We start from the raw sequence: 15642 nt of genomic DNA, 5'->3' as shown, positions 1-15642 counted from the left end.
ACTTAATGTGTCAAGATTTCGACTCCATGTTCTGTCATTACAAATGTATGTTCCCACTGAGCGGAAGGAAGTTCGTCCCCTGTTATTATTTCCCATCCATAAGGGTCATCAGCGTCGAGAAAGACTTTCCATGTTCCCATATTAATCATTGGCTCAATGGTAAAGACCATTCCGGGCACAAGCAACATTCCGGTTCCGGCATGTCCAAAATGAAGTACTTCGGGTTCTTCGTGAAAATCTAAACCAACACCATGTCCACACAGGTCGCGAACAACCCCATAGCCATTCTTCTCAGCATGCATTTGAATGGCATGACCTATATCGCCAACAAAGGAGTAAGGCTTTGCTGCTTCTGCACCAATCTCAAGACATTCTTTAGCGACACGGACTAATTTTTCTTTTTCCGGAGTTGTCTTACCTATAATAAACATACGGCTTGCATCGGCATAAAAGCCATCCATGATACAGGTCATATCGACGTTTACGATATCACCTTCTTGTAAAAACTCATCATCCTTTGGAATGCCATGACATACAACTTCATTGATACTTGTACATACGCTTTTGGGAAAGCCTTCATAATTCAAACAGGCAGGGGTTGCATTGTGGTCTTTGCAATATTGCATACAGATATCATCTATTTCCTGTGTAGACATACCTATGTGAATGGCATCGGCAACAGCATCGAGACAACCTGTGTTTACCTCTCCGGCTCTTTTGATACCTTCAATCTGCTCCGGTGATTTTATCAACTCACGTGTGGGAACGAGCTTACCTTTTTTTTCGTAAGCCATGATTCGTAAATCCATTTCGGTAGGTTCTTGTCCCTTGAGACAATGCCATCTTTTTTTCTTTATTATCATCTGATTAGTATAAACTTTCTGCAAAAATAATATAAATTGCAAACTTTGCAAAAGAATTAACCCTAATTAATTGAAGTGTTACAGACTTCCAATCGCTCTTTTCCGGCTTTTATTGCCATCAAGAACTATTCAATTTCCGGGGGAAGGGTACTGGTAGTTCGATGAGAAAAGATTGAAAAAAGCAAGATACGACACTAACTATTGCGTTTGTTCACTATTGTTTAGGTATTTCAAATCATTAACCAAAAACGAATGTAAGTGTCATGTAAATAATTGATTTTTAGACACTTCATAATAGTTGAAAATGTTTACTTCACAATCGCTAAGCGTTTACAATTTAAAAGCTAAGCTATTGCATTGCAAAAGCTTAGCAAATGGCATGTAAAAGCTTAGTTTTTGAATCTGCCCCCTCTAATAGTGCTTCATTGCTCGCTCCATTTCTCGTCTATCTTCTTTCTCTTTAAGAGTTTGTCGCTTGTCGTATTCCTTTTTACCTCGGCAAAGAGCTATATCCACTTTTGCTCTTCCATGATCATCGATGAAGACCAAGATTGGGACAATCGTATAACCAGGATTCTTAATCTCGGTTTCTAATCGTTTTATCTCCCTCTTCCTCAACAAGAGTTTTCGTGTGCGTTTTGCTTCGTGGTTGGAATACGAACCATAAAAATAGGGGGATATATTCATTCCTGACAGCCACATCTCACCTTTATTAATTAAGCAATAAGAATCTACCAAGGAGGCTTTCCCCGCCCGAACGGATTTTATTTCCGTTCCGGTAAGCACAATGCCCGCAGTGAGTGTATCGATGAAATGATATTCAAAAGAAGCTTTCTTGTTGCGTATTTGTATAGGCGACTTTTTTCTCAATGCCAATTCGTCCTTATTCATTCTTCTCAACTATTACAAAATTGCTGATATGCTCATCGATATATTCCGCTATCATTTGCGTCCATTCTTCTTCATTTAAGACAAATTCATCATCAGATTCATCGAACTGCGGCATTTGCTCATAAAGAGCCATAAACTCATCGTCAGTCATTTCCACCTCGATTCTCTCGTGATACTTTTCGTATGCTTTTCGAGCATGTTGAATGTGAGAATACAACTTCTTCAACCCCCATTCTCGAAGGACTCTTGCAAATGGATTCTCAAAGATGAAAGCACCATAGCCGTTATAAATAAGTTGTATATATCCTCCTTCCATTACTTCGTCGTGAAGATAACTCCATCCCAGCAATGTAATCTGATCAGAAGATAGCTTCTCCATGTTTTCAGGTGTTAAAACACCGTTCACTGCTGAATTAATAGAATCGATAAAAACTCCCACAAATGCATCCATGCCTTCTTCCGCGGCATTACGGAGCAGCGATTCTTTTACCTTTATTTCAAGCATACCATGATTTTTTATCGTTTAAATTGCAAAGATAGCGGTTTTTATTGAGATTTGCTCTTGTAGATTCAAAGTTTTTTGGATTCTTCCAAAAACTAAGTCTCAATTCGGAATACGATAACGAACGCTAAGAATGCGTGATTAATAAAAATCCCTCAGAACCATGTTCTGAGGGAGAAAGAGTGATGAAACAAACTTTGAGTTTATTTGTTCTCCGGCATCAAGAACTTATCTCCGGTTTGTTCTATGAGAGCTTTTCTGGCATTTTGACTCATTCCCGGTCGTTCAGGCTTTGCGCCCCAACCTGTAGAAGTAATTTCAAACTTACCATCTTTTTCGGGTTTAATAATCATGTCGTTGTATTTAACAATGAGGTAATAAGCTAACTGACGCCATCTGCTAATCATTTCATTGCCTTTCTCTACGGAATAGTCGTTAAGATATTTTATGGCAGCAGCCTTGTCATTACTGTACAGCTCTTGTGCTTTAGCCTCTATCTTTTGTTGATTTGCAAAATAAGAGTTGTCCAATGAGTCGCGCACCTCTTTCAAGGATGGGAACATTTGGGAATAACGCGGATAGACCATATTGCTTACCCAGTTGCAGACCCAATATGCATTCTTATCAGAGAAATGTACAGCATCTGCTCCGGGAGTATTAAAACATTCTGAGCGTTCTGTTGAGCAACAATAAATGGGGACATAAGCTGCCATGTTGCCATCGTCGTTAGCAAACCAGATAATACCACCTATTTCACGAGGCAACCATGAACGTAATTGGGCTACATACGAGAATGCGCTTTGTTGTGTGGAAGTAGGACGCTCCGTGAAATATTTCTTGCCGTTATATTCGTAATTTAAGGGTGTAGGACGATACGGCATATCCCAATTTCCTTGTCCGAGGTCATTATTCAAACTTAATGGAGTGCCCTCATAATGATCGCGCATGCAATTTTCCATATCGCTAAGTTCAATCTTTTTATTCGGGACTATCCATAATGGCATATCTTCGGCATTGGGATCTTTCCCAAGCGCCCACGGCAACCAACGAGACATATCTTTAAAATGATTGAAATAACTCCATACACGTGCTTCACAAAAACGTCTTCCACCAAAATCAGGAGCCGCATAAGTCATTTTCCAGTTAAAATCCTTGTCTTTGCCTGTAAACCATCCTTTAGAACGTGCAAATTTTATGCAGTTCTTAGAGCTCATTACTTCAGTATTATAAGTTGAGAATTGTCCGATACGTGCTTGATTTGCATGTCCGGAAATAGTTCCATCAGGAATGCGAACTGCGACCCAAACGATCTTTTGTTTTGGGTCTCCTCCACATCCCATCATCTCAAGAATCCATGCTTCATTAGGGTCGGCGATGGTAAAACTTTCTCCACTTGAATTATAGCCATACTTGTTGGCTAAATCCGTCATTATCTTAATGGCTTCGCGAGCTGTCTTGCTTCTTTGCAGCCCGAGATACATCAATGAGCCATAGTCAATGATACCGCTCTTGTCTATCATCTCCTCGCGTCCACCATAAGTTGTTTCACCTATGCTTACTGCGTATTCATTAATATTTCCGATAACATTATAAGTCTCTGGGGCTTCATCAATAAATCCATGACTCACTCCGGAATCATAATCAATAATTTCTCTTTTTGTTCCTTTCGCGTGTATTCCTGCCGGATAATGGCACAGTTTCATAAACGAGCCATAATCATCGGCACTGTAAGTAACAAATACAGAACCATCTTTTGTCGCGCCTTTGGTCGCAATAAAGTTTGTACACGCTTCTGCCACCATAAAGGATGTTGCGAGAAGTACTGTCAATAATAGTTTCTTCATAATCTATAGTTTAAAATTAATAATTCTCTAATATTTGATTATTGCCTTGAATTGCTTTGTGTTTCCCACATTATCCTTGGCTATCACTTTTAATTCTCTTTCTTTCTTAGCTGGTAGTATCGGAGTATCGAACAAATTACATCGAATAACTCTGCTGTCTTTGCCGAATGTAAAAAGAGCGAATTGATTGTCGATATAACATTCATAGCTTCTAATTCCACTGGCATTATCTGCAAGTTTTATAATTATATCTCTCGGATTGGTATTCTTGAGTTGGATGGTAGGGGGAATATCGTCATACGCAGCATAATATATTTTGCCTAAATCTCGTATTTTCCCACTTACCCAGCCGTTTTTATACGTAGAAGAGAGAAAGCGAAGATTGGCAGAGATTTCATTCATGGACCCACAGGAAGCGATAAATAATTTTGAGGGGTCTGGTATATTTTTATTTATCTTTATGTGAATCGTCCCTTCTCCTAACAGGAATGTTGAATTAGGTTGGAAGCGATAACCGAAAGATACTGCATCTGAAATAGGCAAAATTTGAGGATGTAGCAGATAATTCTTTGAAAGTAAGTATTTACCCACTTCTAATTTTACACTCTCAAATCGTAAAATGTTATGGCGTGTTGGCTGTATTAAATAAGGAGAATTGTTTTTCACCATCTGGACAATTTTTTCCGGTCTTCCACGCACTATAAACTCCTTTTCACTCTTATTACCATAATAATCCTTCAGAACATATTTTAAGTGATAATCGCGCGATTGATTAAAATTGATGATTCCTTTATCCTTATCAGCCCACAATATTGGCAAACGATTTGAAGGTTCTATAAATGACTTTAAGAACCAGATGTGGCTGCGCTGATAATGCTCAAAATCACCCCATACATTTATCATCGGATTGTTATTCGCCGGAATTTCGTTCACATTGCTGGAGAAAACCAATTTTCCGTCACAATACAACTGGATATAGCGTACACCAAGATTGTTATAGACTGAGTCCATGTTATCGTGAGCAAAAATAGCAAATCCGACTTTACCCCAAGCTTCAAATTTTTGTTTGGAAAATCCAAAGACGCGAGATTCTTGTGTATGTTGAAATACGCCTTCGCCGGGTAAAGGAAAACTCTTGAAAGAATAAGCTGTCGGGGGAGTGTTATCCGTTAATATATGACTTAATGGAATGAGCGGATCAAGCATTACCCCGGTCTTGGTTTCATGATATTCCAAATGAAGATGTGGCGCTTGGGACGCACCGGTGGAACCACTTAAACCAATAAATTGCCCTTTGTGAACTGCGATCTGTCCCGGAGTAAAAGAGATGTCGCCGGAAAATTGATGATTCTTATATTGCCATTGTTTTACGGCTGCCTCTATCTGAGGGGCAAAACGATTTAAGTGAACGTAAATGCTGGAATGTCCATTGGGATGTGCAATAACTAATGCATAGCCAAAGCCGTATTTCTCCACGATTACTCTTGCTACATATCCATCTGCAACGGAATAAACACCAAAATTAACACCTCTGTCAGTTTTTATATCAATTCCCCCATGAAAATGATTGGGGCGCGGTTCTCCAAAATTTCCCGCAAGTTGAACGGGAATGTGAACCGGAGAGCTGAAAGATAATGCTGCCAACAGAAAGCCCAATATATATTTCATGTGTATGATTGTTTACTATTCATTTCTGATTAACCCAAAAGGGCATTATCGTAATACGCCTTAAGGGTATTGTCGTCTTCTAAAATCTCAATGGTTCCTCTCAACCACATCGTCATAGCAATTTCTTCAGTTAGCTTATAATGAGCTGTAACTCTACCATTGTTAATTTCAACAACCCCCGGCTTGTGAACTGTACCGGCATAAACAACTCTATGTGCTGCAAAACGTTTCATCTTGGCACTCGTTCTGGAATATTCCGCTCTCTCATGGCTTCTTGAGGAGTTCGTTGCTCTTTCAACTCCTCGTCATAAGGTTTCAGAGGTAAGTGAGGATTGACGGGATTATCACCAACCATTCGAATATCTCCAGTTGCCTTCATGGAGTCAGGCTGATTGCCTTCCGAACCACGGACGTGCATCTTGATTAGACGTATATTTGTAAGTATCAACAACTTAAATGTAGAACTCAATTCTTGAGGTTTTGCCATTAAGAAATAGCCATAAACCGACTTTATGCCTAATCCGTCATTATCTTCCAATACCAATGATTGGTGGGAATCAGAGTTGATGTGCAACGTTTGTGAAGAGATGCTATCGTTCTTGAAAACAACATTTAATACAACAATAGCATTGCGAGTGCCATCTTGAATGATAAATTTTGAATCAAAGTTGAGCATTAGCTTATCACCCTTGTGGAAAGAAGTATCCGCTTTAATGGTGAAATACTCATAATTACGTGGAGCGTATGGTGTTAAGATCATAGATTTAGCTTTGTTCCATATATCGGCTGTGTCCCCTTGCAACATCGATGAACCATATTGATTCAAATCATTTTCAGAAATCCCTTGTATTCTGGCTTCTTCTTCAAATCTCAATGATAAGTTTTCATAGATTTTGTGAAGTTTTTCCGTATGTCTCATGTAATACCGCATGGATAATTCGAACTGGCTCTCTGATACGCCATGCTTTTTCAGAGCCATCAACTTGTAGGTTTTTTGAATTTGCGAAGAGTTTCCTTTTTGTGTTGCCAAAGACATTGCCAAATGATAATCATAAAGGATTTTTTCCATATCGCCCGGTTGAATATAATTGGAAGGAACAGTAGGTTTACATGATATCAATAAAAAAAATGATATCATTAAATAAACATACAATACTTTTTCGTTTCTTATCATATTCAAACAAATATAATCATCCTTCGTATGACTTCACCCCTTCATTTTCTTGTTGGCAGTTAGGTATATATCCGTTAAAATCTTTCCTATAGAAAAGTAGGAGGATGAAAACCGCTACACTAATACATGCATCAGCAAAATTAAAGATGGCAGAAAAAAACAAAAATTCCTGTCCGCCAACATATGGAATCCAAGTCGGGAACGTGCCGTGAAAAAGAGGAAACGAAAACATATCAACTACCTTTCCATGCAGTATTGAAGCATATCCATTACCCCACTCCACTAAATGTGCAGGAGGGAGATTTAAATAATAAGGATGCGATTCCGTAAATATCTCACCATATATTAATGAGTCAATAATATTTCCGAAGGCACCCGCGTAAATCATACAAAGAACTATGACATAGCCGAGCCTTGCTCCATCTTTTATCTTCTTCCAAATATACCATGTTAATCCACATACGGCAACAATTCTGAACAAACTCAGAAAGAGTTTGCTTCCCAGTTCCATACCGAAAGCCATGCCACTATTTTCTATGAATTCAATGTGGAACCAATCGAATATTTCAATTGATTCCCCAAGATTCATGTTGAGCTTTACAGCGATTTTTATTACTTGATCTATTGCTAACAAAAATAGAATGAGTGAACAAGCAATAATTGTTTTCTTTCCTCTGTTTATCATTTCCTTAAAAGAAACTGTTTTCCATGAGAAGATAAGTTTCCGGATAATTGACAAATTAGTGATCTTTATTTGCCTGTTTAGAAGCTACGCTCAAAGTAGCATGAGGCACCACGCGCAATCTTTCCTTTGGAATCAATTCTCCTGTTATACGGTCAATTCCGTATGTTTTATTGTCAATACGAACAAGGGCAGCCTGCAATCCTTGAATAAATTTCTGTTGTCGTTGTGCCATTTGCACAAGTTCTTCTTTCGTCTGATTGGAGCTACCTTCTTCCAATGCCTTGTAAGTCGGTGACGTATCATCAATGTCATTTGTATTCTTGTTCATGAGTACTTTCATTGTTTCCTCATAATCCGACTTCGCGATTTTCAGTTTTTCATTTACTATGACTCTGAACTCATCAAGTTCCTCATCACTATAGCGTTTCTTTATGTCCATAAGGTTATATGTTTATTGAATTAATAGATTTGTTTGAGAGCTGTAAATATTACGTACGATGAGCATTTTATATCCAATCATTGTTTTTTATACTCCTCACTAAGCCTTGTTTACAGTTATTCTAAGTTTGAATCCATCAAGATCAACTTCTGTTCCGTTATTGTCAGCAATAACAATGTCATTGGCAAGAACCTGATTTTTAATTAAATCGCTGAAGCTGTCCAATGCAGCATTGGTTTTTTCATGAGACTCGATAGTAACAATGATGCGGTCGGTAATCTCAAATCCGGTTTCTTTCCGTAGGTTTTGAATTCTGTTGATAAGCTCACGCGCCATCCCCTCATTACGAAGTTCATCTGTCAGCTCAACTTCCAATGCCACAGTGAGGTTTCCTTCATTGCTGACCAGCCAACCGGGAATATCCTCAGATATAATCTCAACATCGGCTATATCCACAATCACGTGTTCGTCTGATAAGTCAAATTCATAGAATCCAGTCTTTTCAAAAGCAGCGATATCATCTTGAGTAAGGCTATCCATTTGAGAAGCTACTGCTTTCATCCGCTTTCCAAACTTTTTGCCCATTACGCGAAAGTTGCACTTCACTTTTTTAACTAATATTCCTTGACTTTCGATAAAGTTAAGTGCCTTCACGTTCACTTCAGATTTAACTAATTCTGAAACAGCTTGAATATGTCGTTTCTGAGTGTCGTCAATTGCCGGTATCATTATTTGAGCCAATGGCTGACGTACTTTAATATTCACTTTACGCCGTAAAGCCAAAACCATTGAAGTGATACGCTGTGCCATATCCATTTTGGTCTCCAATTCTGCGTCGATGAAAGAAGCGTTCACTTTAGGCCAATCTTCCAAATGTATACTTTCCTTTGTTCCTCCCAAATCGAGATACAGTTTATCTGAATAGAAAGGAGCTAAAGGTGCCATCAACTTGGAAATGGTCATCAAACAGATGTAAAGACAATCATAAGCACTCTTCTTGTCAGCACTCATTTCTTTGCCCCAGAAACGTTTGCGATTTAGACGAACATACCAATTACTCAAATCATCATTAACGAAATTATCAATGAGCCGACCGGCACGTGTTGGATCGAAGCGTTCCAATTCTTCAGTTACATGTAATATCAAGGAGTTCAATTTGGAGATAATCCATCTATCAATCTCCGGCGCATCGCTATTCAGCACGCACTCATTGTCTCCTAAATCGGGAGCTACATATTTATCCACATTCGCATAAAGAGCGAAGAAGCCATAGGAATTGTACAATGTGCCAAAGAATTTTCGGCGGCACTCATCAACCCCTTTTGGGTCAAACTTCAAGTTATCCCATGGAGCACTATTCGTCAGCATATAGAAACGAACAGGGTCGGCACCATATTTCTCTAACATTTCAAAGGGATTGGTTACATTACCCACATGCTTACTCATCTTATTCCCCTTAGCGTCAAGAACCAACCCTGTGGAAATAACATTCTTAAATGCGACGGAATTAAACACCATCGTAGCTATCGCATGTAAGGTAAAGAACCATCCTCGCGTCTGATCAACTCCCTCGTTGATGAAATCGGCAGGATAAAATGCCGGAGGTACCGGTATTCCCTTATATTCGGAATTTATCAATTGGCTACGACATTCTGTTTCAGTTAGTCCGGCTTCCTTCATGGATGTTTCATCCAATTCACCTTCAAACGGATAATGTAACTGTGCATACGGCATGGAGCCACTGTCAAACCACACATCAATTAAATCGTTTTCACGGTACATTGGCTCTCCGTTGTCGTTTACCAAAATAATATTATCTACATATGGACGATGTAAATCTATCTTATCATAATTTTCGCGACTGTAATCACCAATTATGAAACCTTCCTCTTTCAGGGGATTCGACTTCATAATTCCCGCTGCGACTGATTTTTCTATCTCATTGTACAGTTCCTCTATTGAGCCAATACATTTTTCATTACGTTTGTCATCTCGCCAAATCGGAAGCGGAGTTCCCCAAAAACGCGAACGACTTAAATTCCAATCATTCAAATTCTCGAGCCAATTTCCAAACCTTCCCGAACCGGTTGATTCCGGTTGCCAATTGATGGTCTTGTTAAGAGCCACCATTTGGTCTTTTTTTGCCGTATCCTTTATAAACCAACTATCAAGTGGATAATAAAGAATGGGTTTATCCGTGCGCCAACAATGCGGATAATTATGTACGTGCTTCTTAATGGCAAATGCCGTACCCTCTTTTTTCATTTCCAAAGACATAATGATATTTAAGTCTTCAGATTTCTCACTTGCGACTTTATCCCATACACCATTTTGATTGAACTTGGGATCGTAAGCATTCTTCACGTAATCACCCGCATGAGTTCCATAAGCCTGTTCATTTACACAGCATCGGATAAAATTGTGATCTAAGTCAGTTATGGAATAATATTTACCTTGTAAATCCACCATTGGGCGCGTCTCACCCTTTTTGGATATCAGGTATAGAGCCGGGATATTAGCATCCTTACAAACTTTGGCATCATCGGCACCAAATGTAGGGGCGGTGTGCACGATACCCGTACCATCTTCTGTTGTAACGTAGTCGCCAAGAATAATGCGGAAAGCCTCGCTCGACATTTCGACAAAGCTGTCGCGTCCGTCTTCACTATCAAAAACTTTCTCCGGATGGGCTTGGGCGTAGTCATTAACAAATTTTGCAGCAAAGTCTCCAGTTTTCTCTACGGGTTTAATCCATGGCATAAGTTGCTGATACCTAACACCTTCAAGTTCACTTCCTTTAACCTTTGCTATAATGCGATATGGTAAGATTTTGTCACCTGAAGCGTAATCCGGCAACTCTTCACCTTCTTTAATTTCTCCTTCTGGTTTGAAATAAGCAGAAACCCTTGATTCGGCAATGAAAACTGAAACTCTCTCTGCCGTGTATGGGTTATAAGTTTCTAAAATGACATAATCAATTTTTGGACCCACACACAATGCCGTATTAGATGGTAATGTCCAAGGAGTGGTTGTCCATGCCAAGAACGAAGGCTCTCCCCAATTATTCCATTTAATGCCATGTTTCTTAACGAATGCCTCCCAATCGGAAGCAACGATTTTAAATTGCGCGGTAACAGTAGTATCTTTTACATCACGGTAACAACCGGGCTGATTGAGTTCATGGCTCGACAAGCCGGTACCTGCCGCCGGAGAATAGGGCTGAATGGTATAGCCTTTATACAGCAGCCCCTTATTGTACAGCTGCTTAAGCAGCCACCATAGGGTTTCTATATATTTATTGTCATAAGTAATATATGGGTGATCCAAATCGATAAAATATCCCATTTCCTCCGTAAGTTTACGCCATTCTTCCGTAAACTTCATGACGTTTTCCCGGCATTTCTTGTTGTAATCCTCAGTTGAAATATATTTTTCAGAGGATTTGTTGTCGATATCTTTTTTTGTAATACCCAATTCTTTCTCAACTCCCAGCTCAACGGGTAATCCATGTGTGTCCCATCCGGCCTTACGGTGAACTTGGAATCCTCGCATGGTTTTATAGCGGTTAAACGTATCTTTTATGGTACGCGCCAGAACATGATGGATGCCCGGATGACCATTCGCTGATGGAGGTCCTTCAAAAAAAATGAACTTTGGAGCTCCTTCACGTTCATCAATACTCTTATGGAAAATATCGTTTTCTTTCCATTGCTCCAACACATCTTTGTTGGTTTTAACCAAATCCAGGCCATTGTATTCGGCGAATTTTTTAGCCATATTATTATTCTTCTAAATCTATTATTCTACGAGTATGCAAAGATATAAATAATAGTCGAAACAACCAAAAAAATAAAATGTAATAGGTTTAGATAGCGCACTTAATCATTCGATATGGCTGCAATCTGTGTTTTCTGAATATGCCTTTGACACATTTTCAATCGTTTAATGTTTGCCTGAGAACGCTATCTCATTTAAGGGGCAGTCAATGATTTTAATCATGCAATTCAAAATCAGTAAACAAACAGAATTCTCAAACCACCAACGCCCAAGGCATGCTTTATTTATCATGACAAACCGACTTGCGTGGTACACTTAATTATTGTTGTAATAAAGCTTTGATAATAAGCGATTTAGAGTTCCGTTTTAAAAGCTTATCTTTTGCCTCTCAAAAGCTTATCTTTTACCCTCCAAAAGCTAAGCTTTTGAAAAGCAAAAGCTGACCTATTGCTAATTTGATGGCTGACAAAGCATTGAATTTTTCATTTTGCAGGTATGGTGGCACGTATTTGCAATTACGAGTGAAGCTCCAATATAACGATTTGAGTTGGAAACAATGCCCCCATTATCAATCTATTCTCGATTATATTGATGATAAAAAATATCGGAGATGAGATGGTACAATCTGTAGTAAATATGTAATGACCTCTCACATCAACTTTTACTTAAAACTTGCAAACGGTGTCTTCAAAGAGAAGGAGATAAAAAAAAGCATTTCCATGCCTATCATATCGTAACAGGGAAATGCTCTTTATTCGATCGAAACTAAGGCTTAAATTGATTGATAACCTTTGGTGCAATTTTTCTTCACCAAGTCTTTCAGTGTTAGTTCTTTATTGCCATTTGTCTCAAAAGCCTCTTTCATTTCTGCTACACCTTCTGCTTCTTCATCCGAATGTGAGAAGAGGATTATTTTACTCTTAGCTTCAGCAATCGCCCAGCCTATCAAGGCAATTATAAACAAAGCCGCCAATCCTATCAATGCTGTTGTCATAATACTTTAATTATTTGTATGCTTTGCAAAATTACGTTATCTTTGGCAAAACACCAAATTTTCTCCAAGTTTTTACTATCTTTGCACATATTATGTTAGTTATTTCAATTGAAATATTTAAAGTTTGGTAAATCGAACATGACAAGAAAAGAACGATACGATTACATATTGGAGTATTTTCGTAAAAACGTAGGTCCGATTTCGACAGAGCTTATGTTTGGATCCGCGTTTCAACTTCTATGCGCCACGCTGCTATCGGCACAATGTACGGATAAACGCATAAACGAAGTAACTCCCGCACTGTTTGAACGTTATCCCGACGCAACAACAATGTCTCGAGCAGAAGTGGAAGACGTGTTTGAATATGTAAAAAGTGTATCTTATCCCAATTCTAAAGCAAAACATTTGGTGGAAATGTCTCGGAAATTAGTTTCGGATTTTAATGGAGAGGTGCCTTCCAATCCTGATGAGCTGACAACCCTACCGGGCGTTGGTCGGAAGACCGCGAATGTAATTCAAGCTGTATGGTTTGGTAAGCCCACTTTAGCTGTTGATACACATGTATATCGTGTCAGTCACAGAATGGGACTTGTACCTCGCAAAGCTAACAATCCGAGAAAAGTGGAAGATTACCTCATGAAGAATATTCCTTTGAATGAAGTATCTTCGGCGCATCACTGGCTGCTATTACACGGCAGATATATTTGTAAAAGCATGTCTCCACAATGTGCCAAGTGTCAATTTGAATTCCTCTGTCCCAAAATTTTTGAAGGCAGTAAATTATCATAAGCATCTACTCATGAATACAACTCTGATATTAAATTTCTTGAATGACGTTGCAATCAATAATAATCGCGAATGGTTTCAGGAACATAAAAACGATTACGAGCTTGCGAGACAAAGTTTTGAATTAGGTATAGCCGAAGCCATTAGGGCTTTGGCAGGTTTCGATGATGAAGTCTCGCATTTGGATGTTAAAGACTGCACTTATCGTTTTTATCGCGACATAAGATTCTCACCGGATAAAAGTCCGTACAAACGCCATTTTGGTGCCTACATTTGCGCGAAAGGTCGGAAAGCTCTAAGGGGTGGTTATTACATTCATGTCCAACCAAGTAACTGTCTGATAGCCGTTGGCTCTTATTGGCTTCCCACGAATATTCTTACGTCATGTAGAAACGAACTGATGGTAAATATTGAGAATTGGCGTAGTATAGTGGAATCAGAAGAATTTGTAAAGACCTTTGGACTCCCCAACAGTGGTCATTGGGAAAATGACAAGGTTACGGAAAGGGGATTTGGTCTTGCGGCATTGAAGACGATGCCTAAAGGTTTTCCGAGAGACTATGAATTTGCCCAATATTTGAGAATGAAAGATTATTGTTGCTGGAAAAAAGTTTCTGATAACTTTTTTGAAGGAGAAGGATGGATAGAGGAATTTGTTGAAATTTGCAAATTAGGTAAACCCATGATGGACTTCATGAATAGTGTCATTGATGATTACGAATAACAATAGTACTGCTTACCAATATTCGGTATTGCGCTACCTTCCTCCTCCTATTTCATTAATTATTAATGTGTGGCTTTCCACCAACGGGTTTGCAATTTGTTCTTGAAAGTGCTCGGACTTGTTGCCGGGTCGCTGATGGTTATTCCGGAATATGCTCGCACAGTATAAGAACTGCCTCCAAAATACATGGTATAGAGTTTTTCCGTTTTAATTTTGTACGGAACAAGGTTTATCAACGCATCATTATATCTGATGCTATCCTTTCCTTGTGAGAACAACTTCAGGTTGTATTTTCTGAGATAGTCGCCAAGATCATAATAATTATGATTCTCCATTTCGTATGGATCTTGAGGTGCTACTTCTGCGCCAGATGGAGCATCTGTTCCGGAATGATTAAATTGTCGAATGACACGTGCCATATCCTCAACATAATTACAATCAATAACCGAGAGACTCCCATACGGATAAGGATTTGGTGCCGAATAATAACTCAAAAAACCTTTCACGATGGCCTCATAATTAGGTTCGCCGGACGCCATATATCTGTACACGGTCTCGTAAGGAATGCCAGTATCCATAACCTCACTCGTAGATGCTATGATGTATCGCGTTACGTCTTTCAAGTCGTATGCCACTTCCACGTTCGACATATAGCAATCATCGAAGCACAAGAATTGGAGCTTTATCCCATTCATAGCAATGGCATCGGCAATCTCTGATATATCAAACTGCTCGGAAGCTGTAAGTCCACCAATGCTACGTGTTCTTCTTCGTGTTTTGTTCTTGGGTATCCATCCTGACCCATGTGCACCCATAATCATCGAATAAGTGCGTGTGGGTGAAATTTGTTTGATTTTGGAAATCACATTAGACAACCCATCACGATTGGTTTGCAAATTAACATAGTGATGAAGTGTGTCTCTTGTACATTTCCCATTTTGATAAAGTATCTCAAAAAGATAAGCAGAAGAAGGCTTGTCGGATATAAGAACGAGTGTGCGAGTTTTTTGCGTGGAACCTAACGTCTCTATCGCCCTCTCTACACTTTTAATATTCTCGTTAAACAAGTCGTAAAGTCCCATATAAATAGGTTTGCCTTTACTGTTAAGATCGCTTCCTCCCGTCCATGGCAGATACATAAAGATGGTTTTATCCGCCTCTATTTTTAGCGGTTCCGGCTCATCGTTTTGGGTACATGAAAACATTACCAACGAACAAAACAAGAATAAGATTTTTTTTACCATCTCTATACTTTATTTATGTAATTCGCATATTCTCACAATGGAAACAAGCGA

14 protein-coding genes are annotated in these 15642 nt (G+C 39.0%); 2 read left to right on the top strand and 12 right to left on the bottom strand.

The features are described 5' to 3' along the window. Positions 1-2: 2 nt before the first annotated feature. From map to E0E16_RS03075, 11 genes are all read right to left on the bottom strand, one after another. Entirely contained in the window at positions 3-863 is an 861-nt protein-coding gene (gene map, locus E0E16_RS03125; RefSeq protein WP_130828777.1) for a type I methionyl aminopeptidase, read from the bottom strand. A gap of 411 nt (positions 864-1274) precedes the next feature. Continuing rightward, entirely contained in the window at positions 1275-1754 is a 480-nt protein-coding gene (smpB, locus tag E0E16_RS03120; RefSeq protein WP_130828776.1) for an SsrA-binding protein SmpB, read from the bottom strand. Beyond that, the gene (locus E0E16_RS03115; protein WP_130828775.1) at positions 1747-2259 is read right to left on the bottom strand and encodes a DMP19 family protein; all 513 of its coding nucleotides are present in this window, start codon (positions 2257-2259) and stop codon (positions 1747-1749) included. Before E0E16_RS03115 ends, smpB begins: the two co-directional genes overlap by 8 nt. A gap of 200 nt (positions 2260-2459) precedes the next feature. Next, the gene (locus E0E16_RS03110; RefSeq protein ID WP_130828774.1) at positions 2460-4100 is read right to left on the bottom strand and encodes a dipeptidase; all 1641 of its coding nucleotides are present in this window, start codon (positions 4098-4100) and stop codon (positions 2460-2462) included. Positions 4101-4127: 27 nt separating this feature from the next. Continuing rightward, on the bottom strand, positions 4128-5768 hold the full coding sequence (locus E0E16_RS03105) for a M23 family metallopeptidase (protein ID WP_130828773.1): 1641 nt from the start codon (positions 5766-5768) through the stop codon (positions 4128-4130). 29 nt (positions 5769-5797) lie between these two features. Further along, the gene (locus tag E0E16_RS03100) at positions 5798-6001 is read right to left on the bottom strand and encodes a hypothetical protein (RefSeq protein ID WP_130828772.1); all 204 of its coding nucleotides are present in this window, start codon (positions 5999-6001) and stop codon (positions 5798-5800) included. Further along, entirely contained in the window at positions 5998-6942 is a 945-nt protein-coding gene (locus E0E16_RS03095) for a DUF4296 domain-containing protein (protein WP_130828771.1), read from the bottom strand. Before E0E16_RS03095 ends, E0E16_RS03100 begins: the two co-directional genes overlap by 4 nt. Positions 6943-6958: 16 nt before the next feature. Continuing rightward, complete coding sequence (locus tag E0E16_RS03090) at positions 6959-7627, bottom strand: lipoprotein signal peptidase (protein WP_130828770.1); 669 nt, start codon at positions 7625-7627, stop codon at positions 6959-6961. A 55-nt stretch (positions 7628-7682) separates the two neighbouring features. Further along, on the bottom strand, positions 7683-8066 hold the full coding sequence (locus E0E16_RS03085) for a TraR/DksA family transcriptional regulator (protein ID WP_130828769.1): 384 nt from the start codon (positions 8064-8066) through the stop codon (positions 7683-7685). 99 nt (positions 8067-8165) lie between these two features. Beyond that, complete coding sequence (gene ileS, locus E0E16_RS03080) at positions 8166-11843, bottom strand: isoleucine--tRNA ligase (protein ID WP_130828768.1); 3678 nt, start codon at positions 11841-11843, stop codon at positions 8166-8168. Between the two features lie 772 nt (positions 11844-12615). Continuing rightward, entirely contained in the window at positions 12616-12837 is a 222-nt protein-coding gene (locus tag E0E16_RS03075) for a hypothetical protein (protein WP_130828767.1), read from the bottom strand. 138 nt (positions 12838-12975) lie between these two features. Here E0E16_RS03075 and nth point away from each other — a divergent pair, with 138 nt between their 5' ends. Both nth and E0E16_RS03065 read left to right on the top strand, forming a co-directional pair. Then, the gene (gene nth / locus E0E16_RS03070) at positions 12976-13626 is read left to right on the top strand and encodes an endonuclease III (protein WP_130828766.1); all 651 of its coding nucleotides are present in this window, start codon (positions 12976-12978) and stop codon (positions 13624-13626) included. Positions 13627-13636: 10 nt separating this feature from the next. After that, positions 13637-14347 (top strand): DUF2461 domain-containing protein, encoded by a 711-nt coding sequence (locus E0E16_RS03065; RefSeq protein ID WP_130828765.1) that lies wholly within the window; start codon positions 13637-13639, stop codon positions 14345-14347. A 62-nt stretch (positions 14348-14409) separates the two neighbouring features. Here the strand turns inward: E0E16_RS03065 and E0E16_RS03060 are convergent, their stop codons facing one another. Then, positions 14410-15591, bottom strand: coding sequence for a clostripain-related cysteine peptidase (locus E0E16_RS03060; RefSeq protein WP_130828764.1), 1182 nt, complete (start codon positions 15589-15591; stop codon positions 14410-14412). Positions 15592-15642: the final 51 nt, after the last annotated feature.

Source organism: Prevotella rectalis (genome assembly GCF_900607215.1).
GTDB classification, from domain to species: domain Bacteria; phylum Bacteroidota; class Bacteroidia; order Bacteroidales; family Bacteroidaceae; genus Prevotella; species Prevotella brunnea.
Note: the sequence above shows the minus strand (reverse complement) of the source record. Positions and strands in the feature narration are given on the sequence as shown.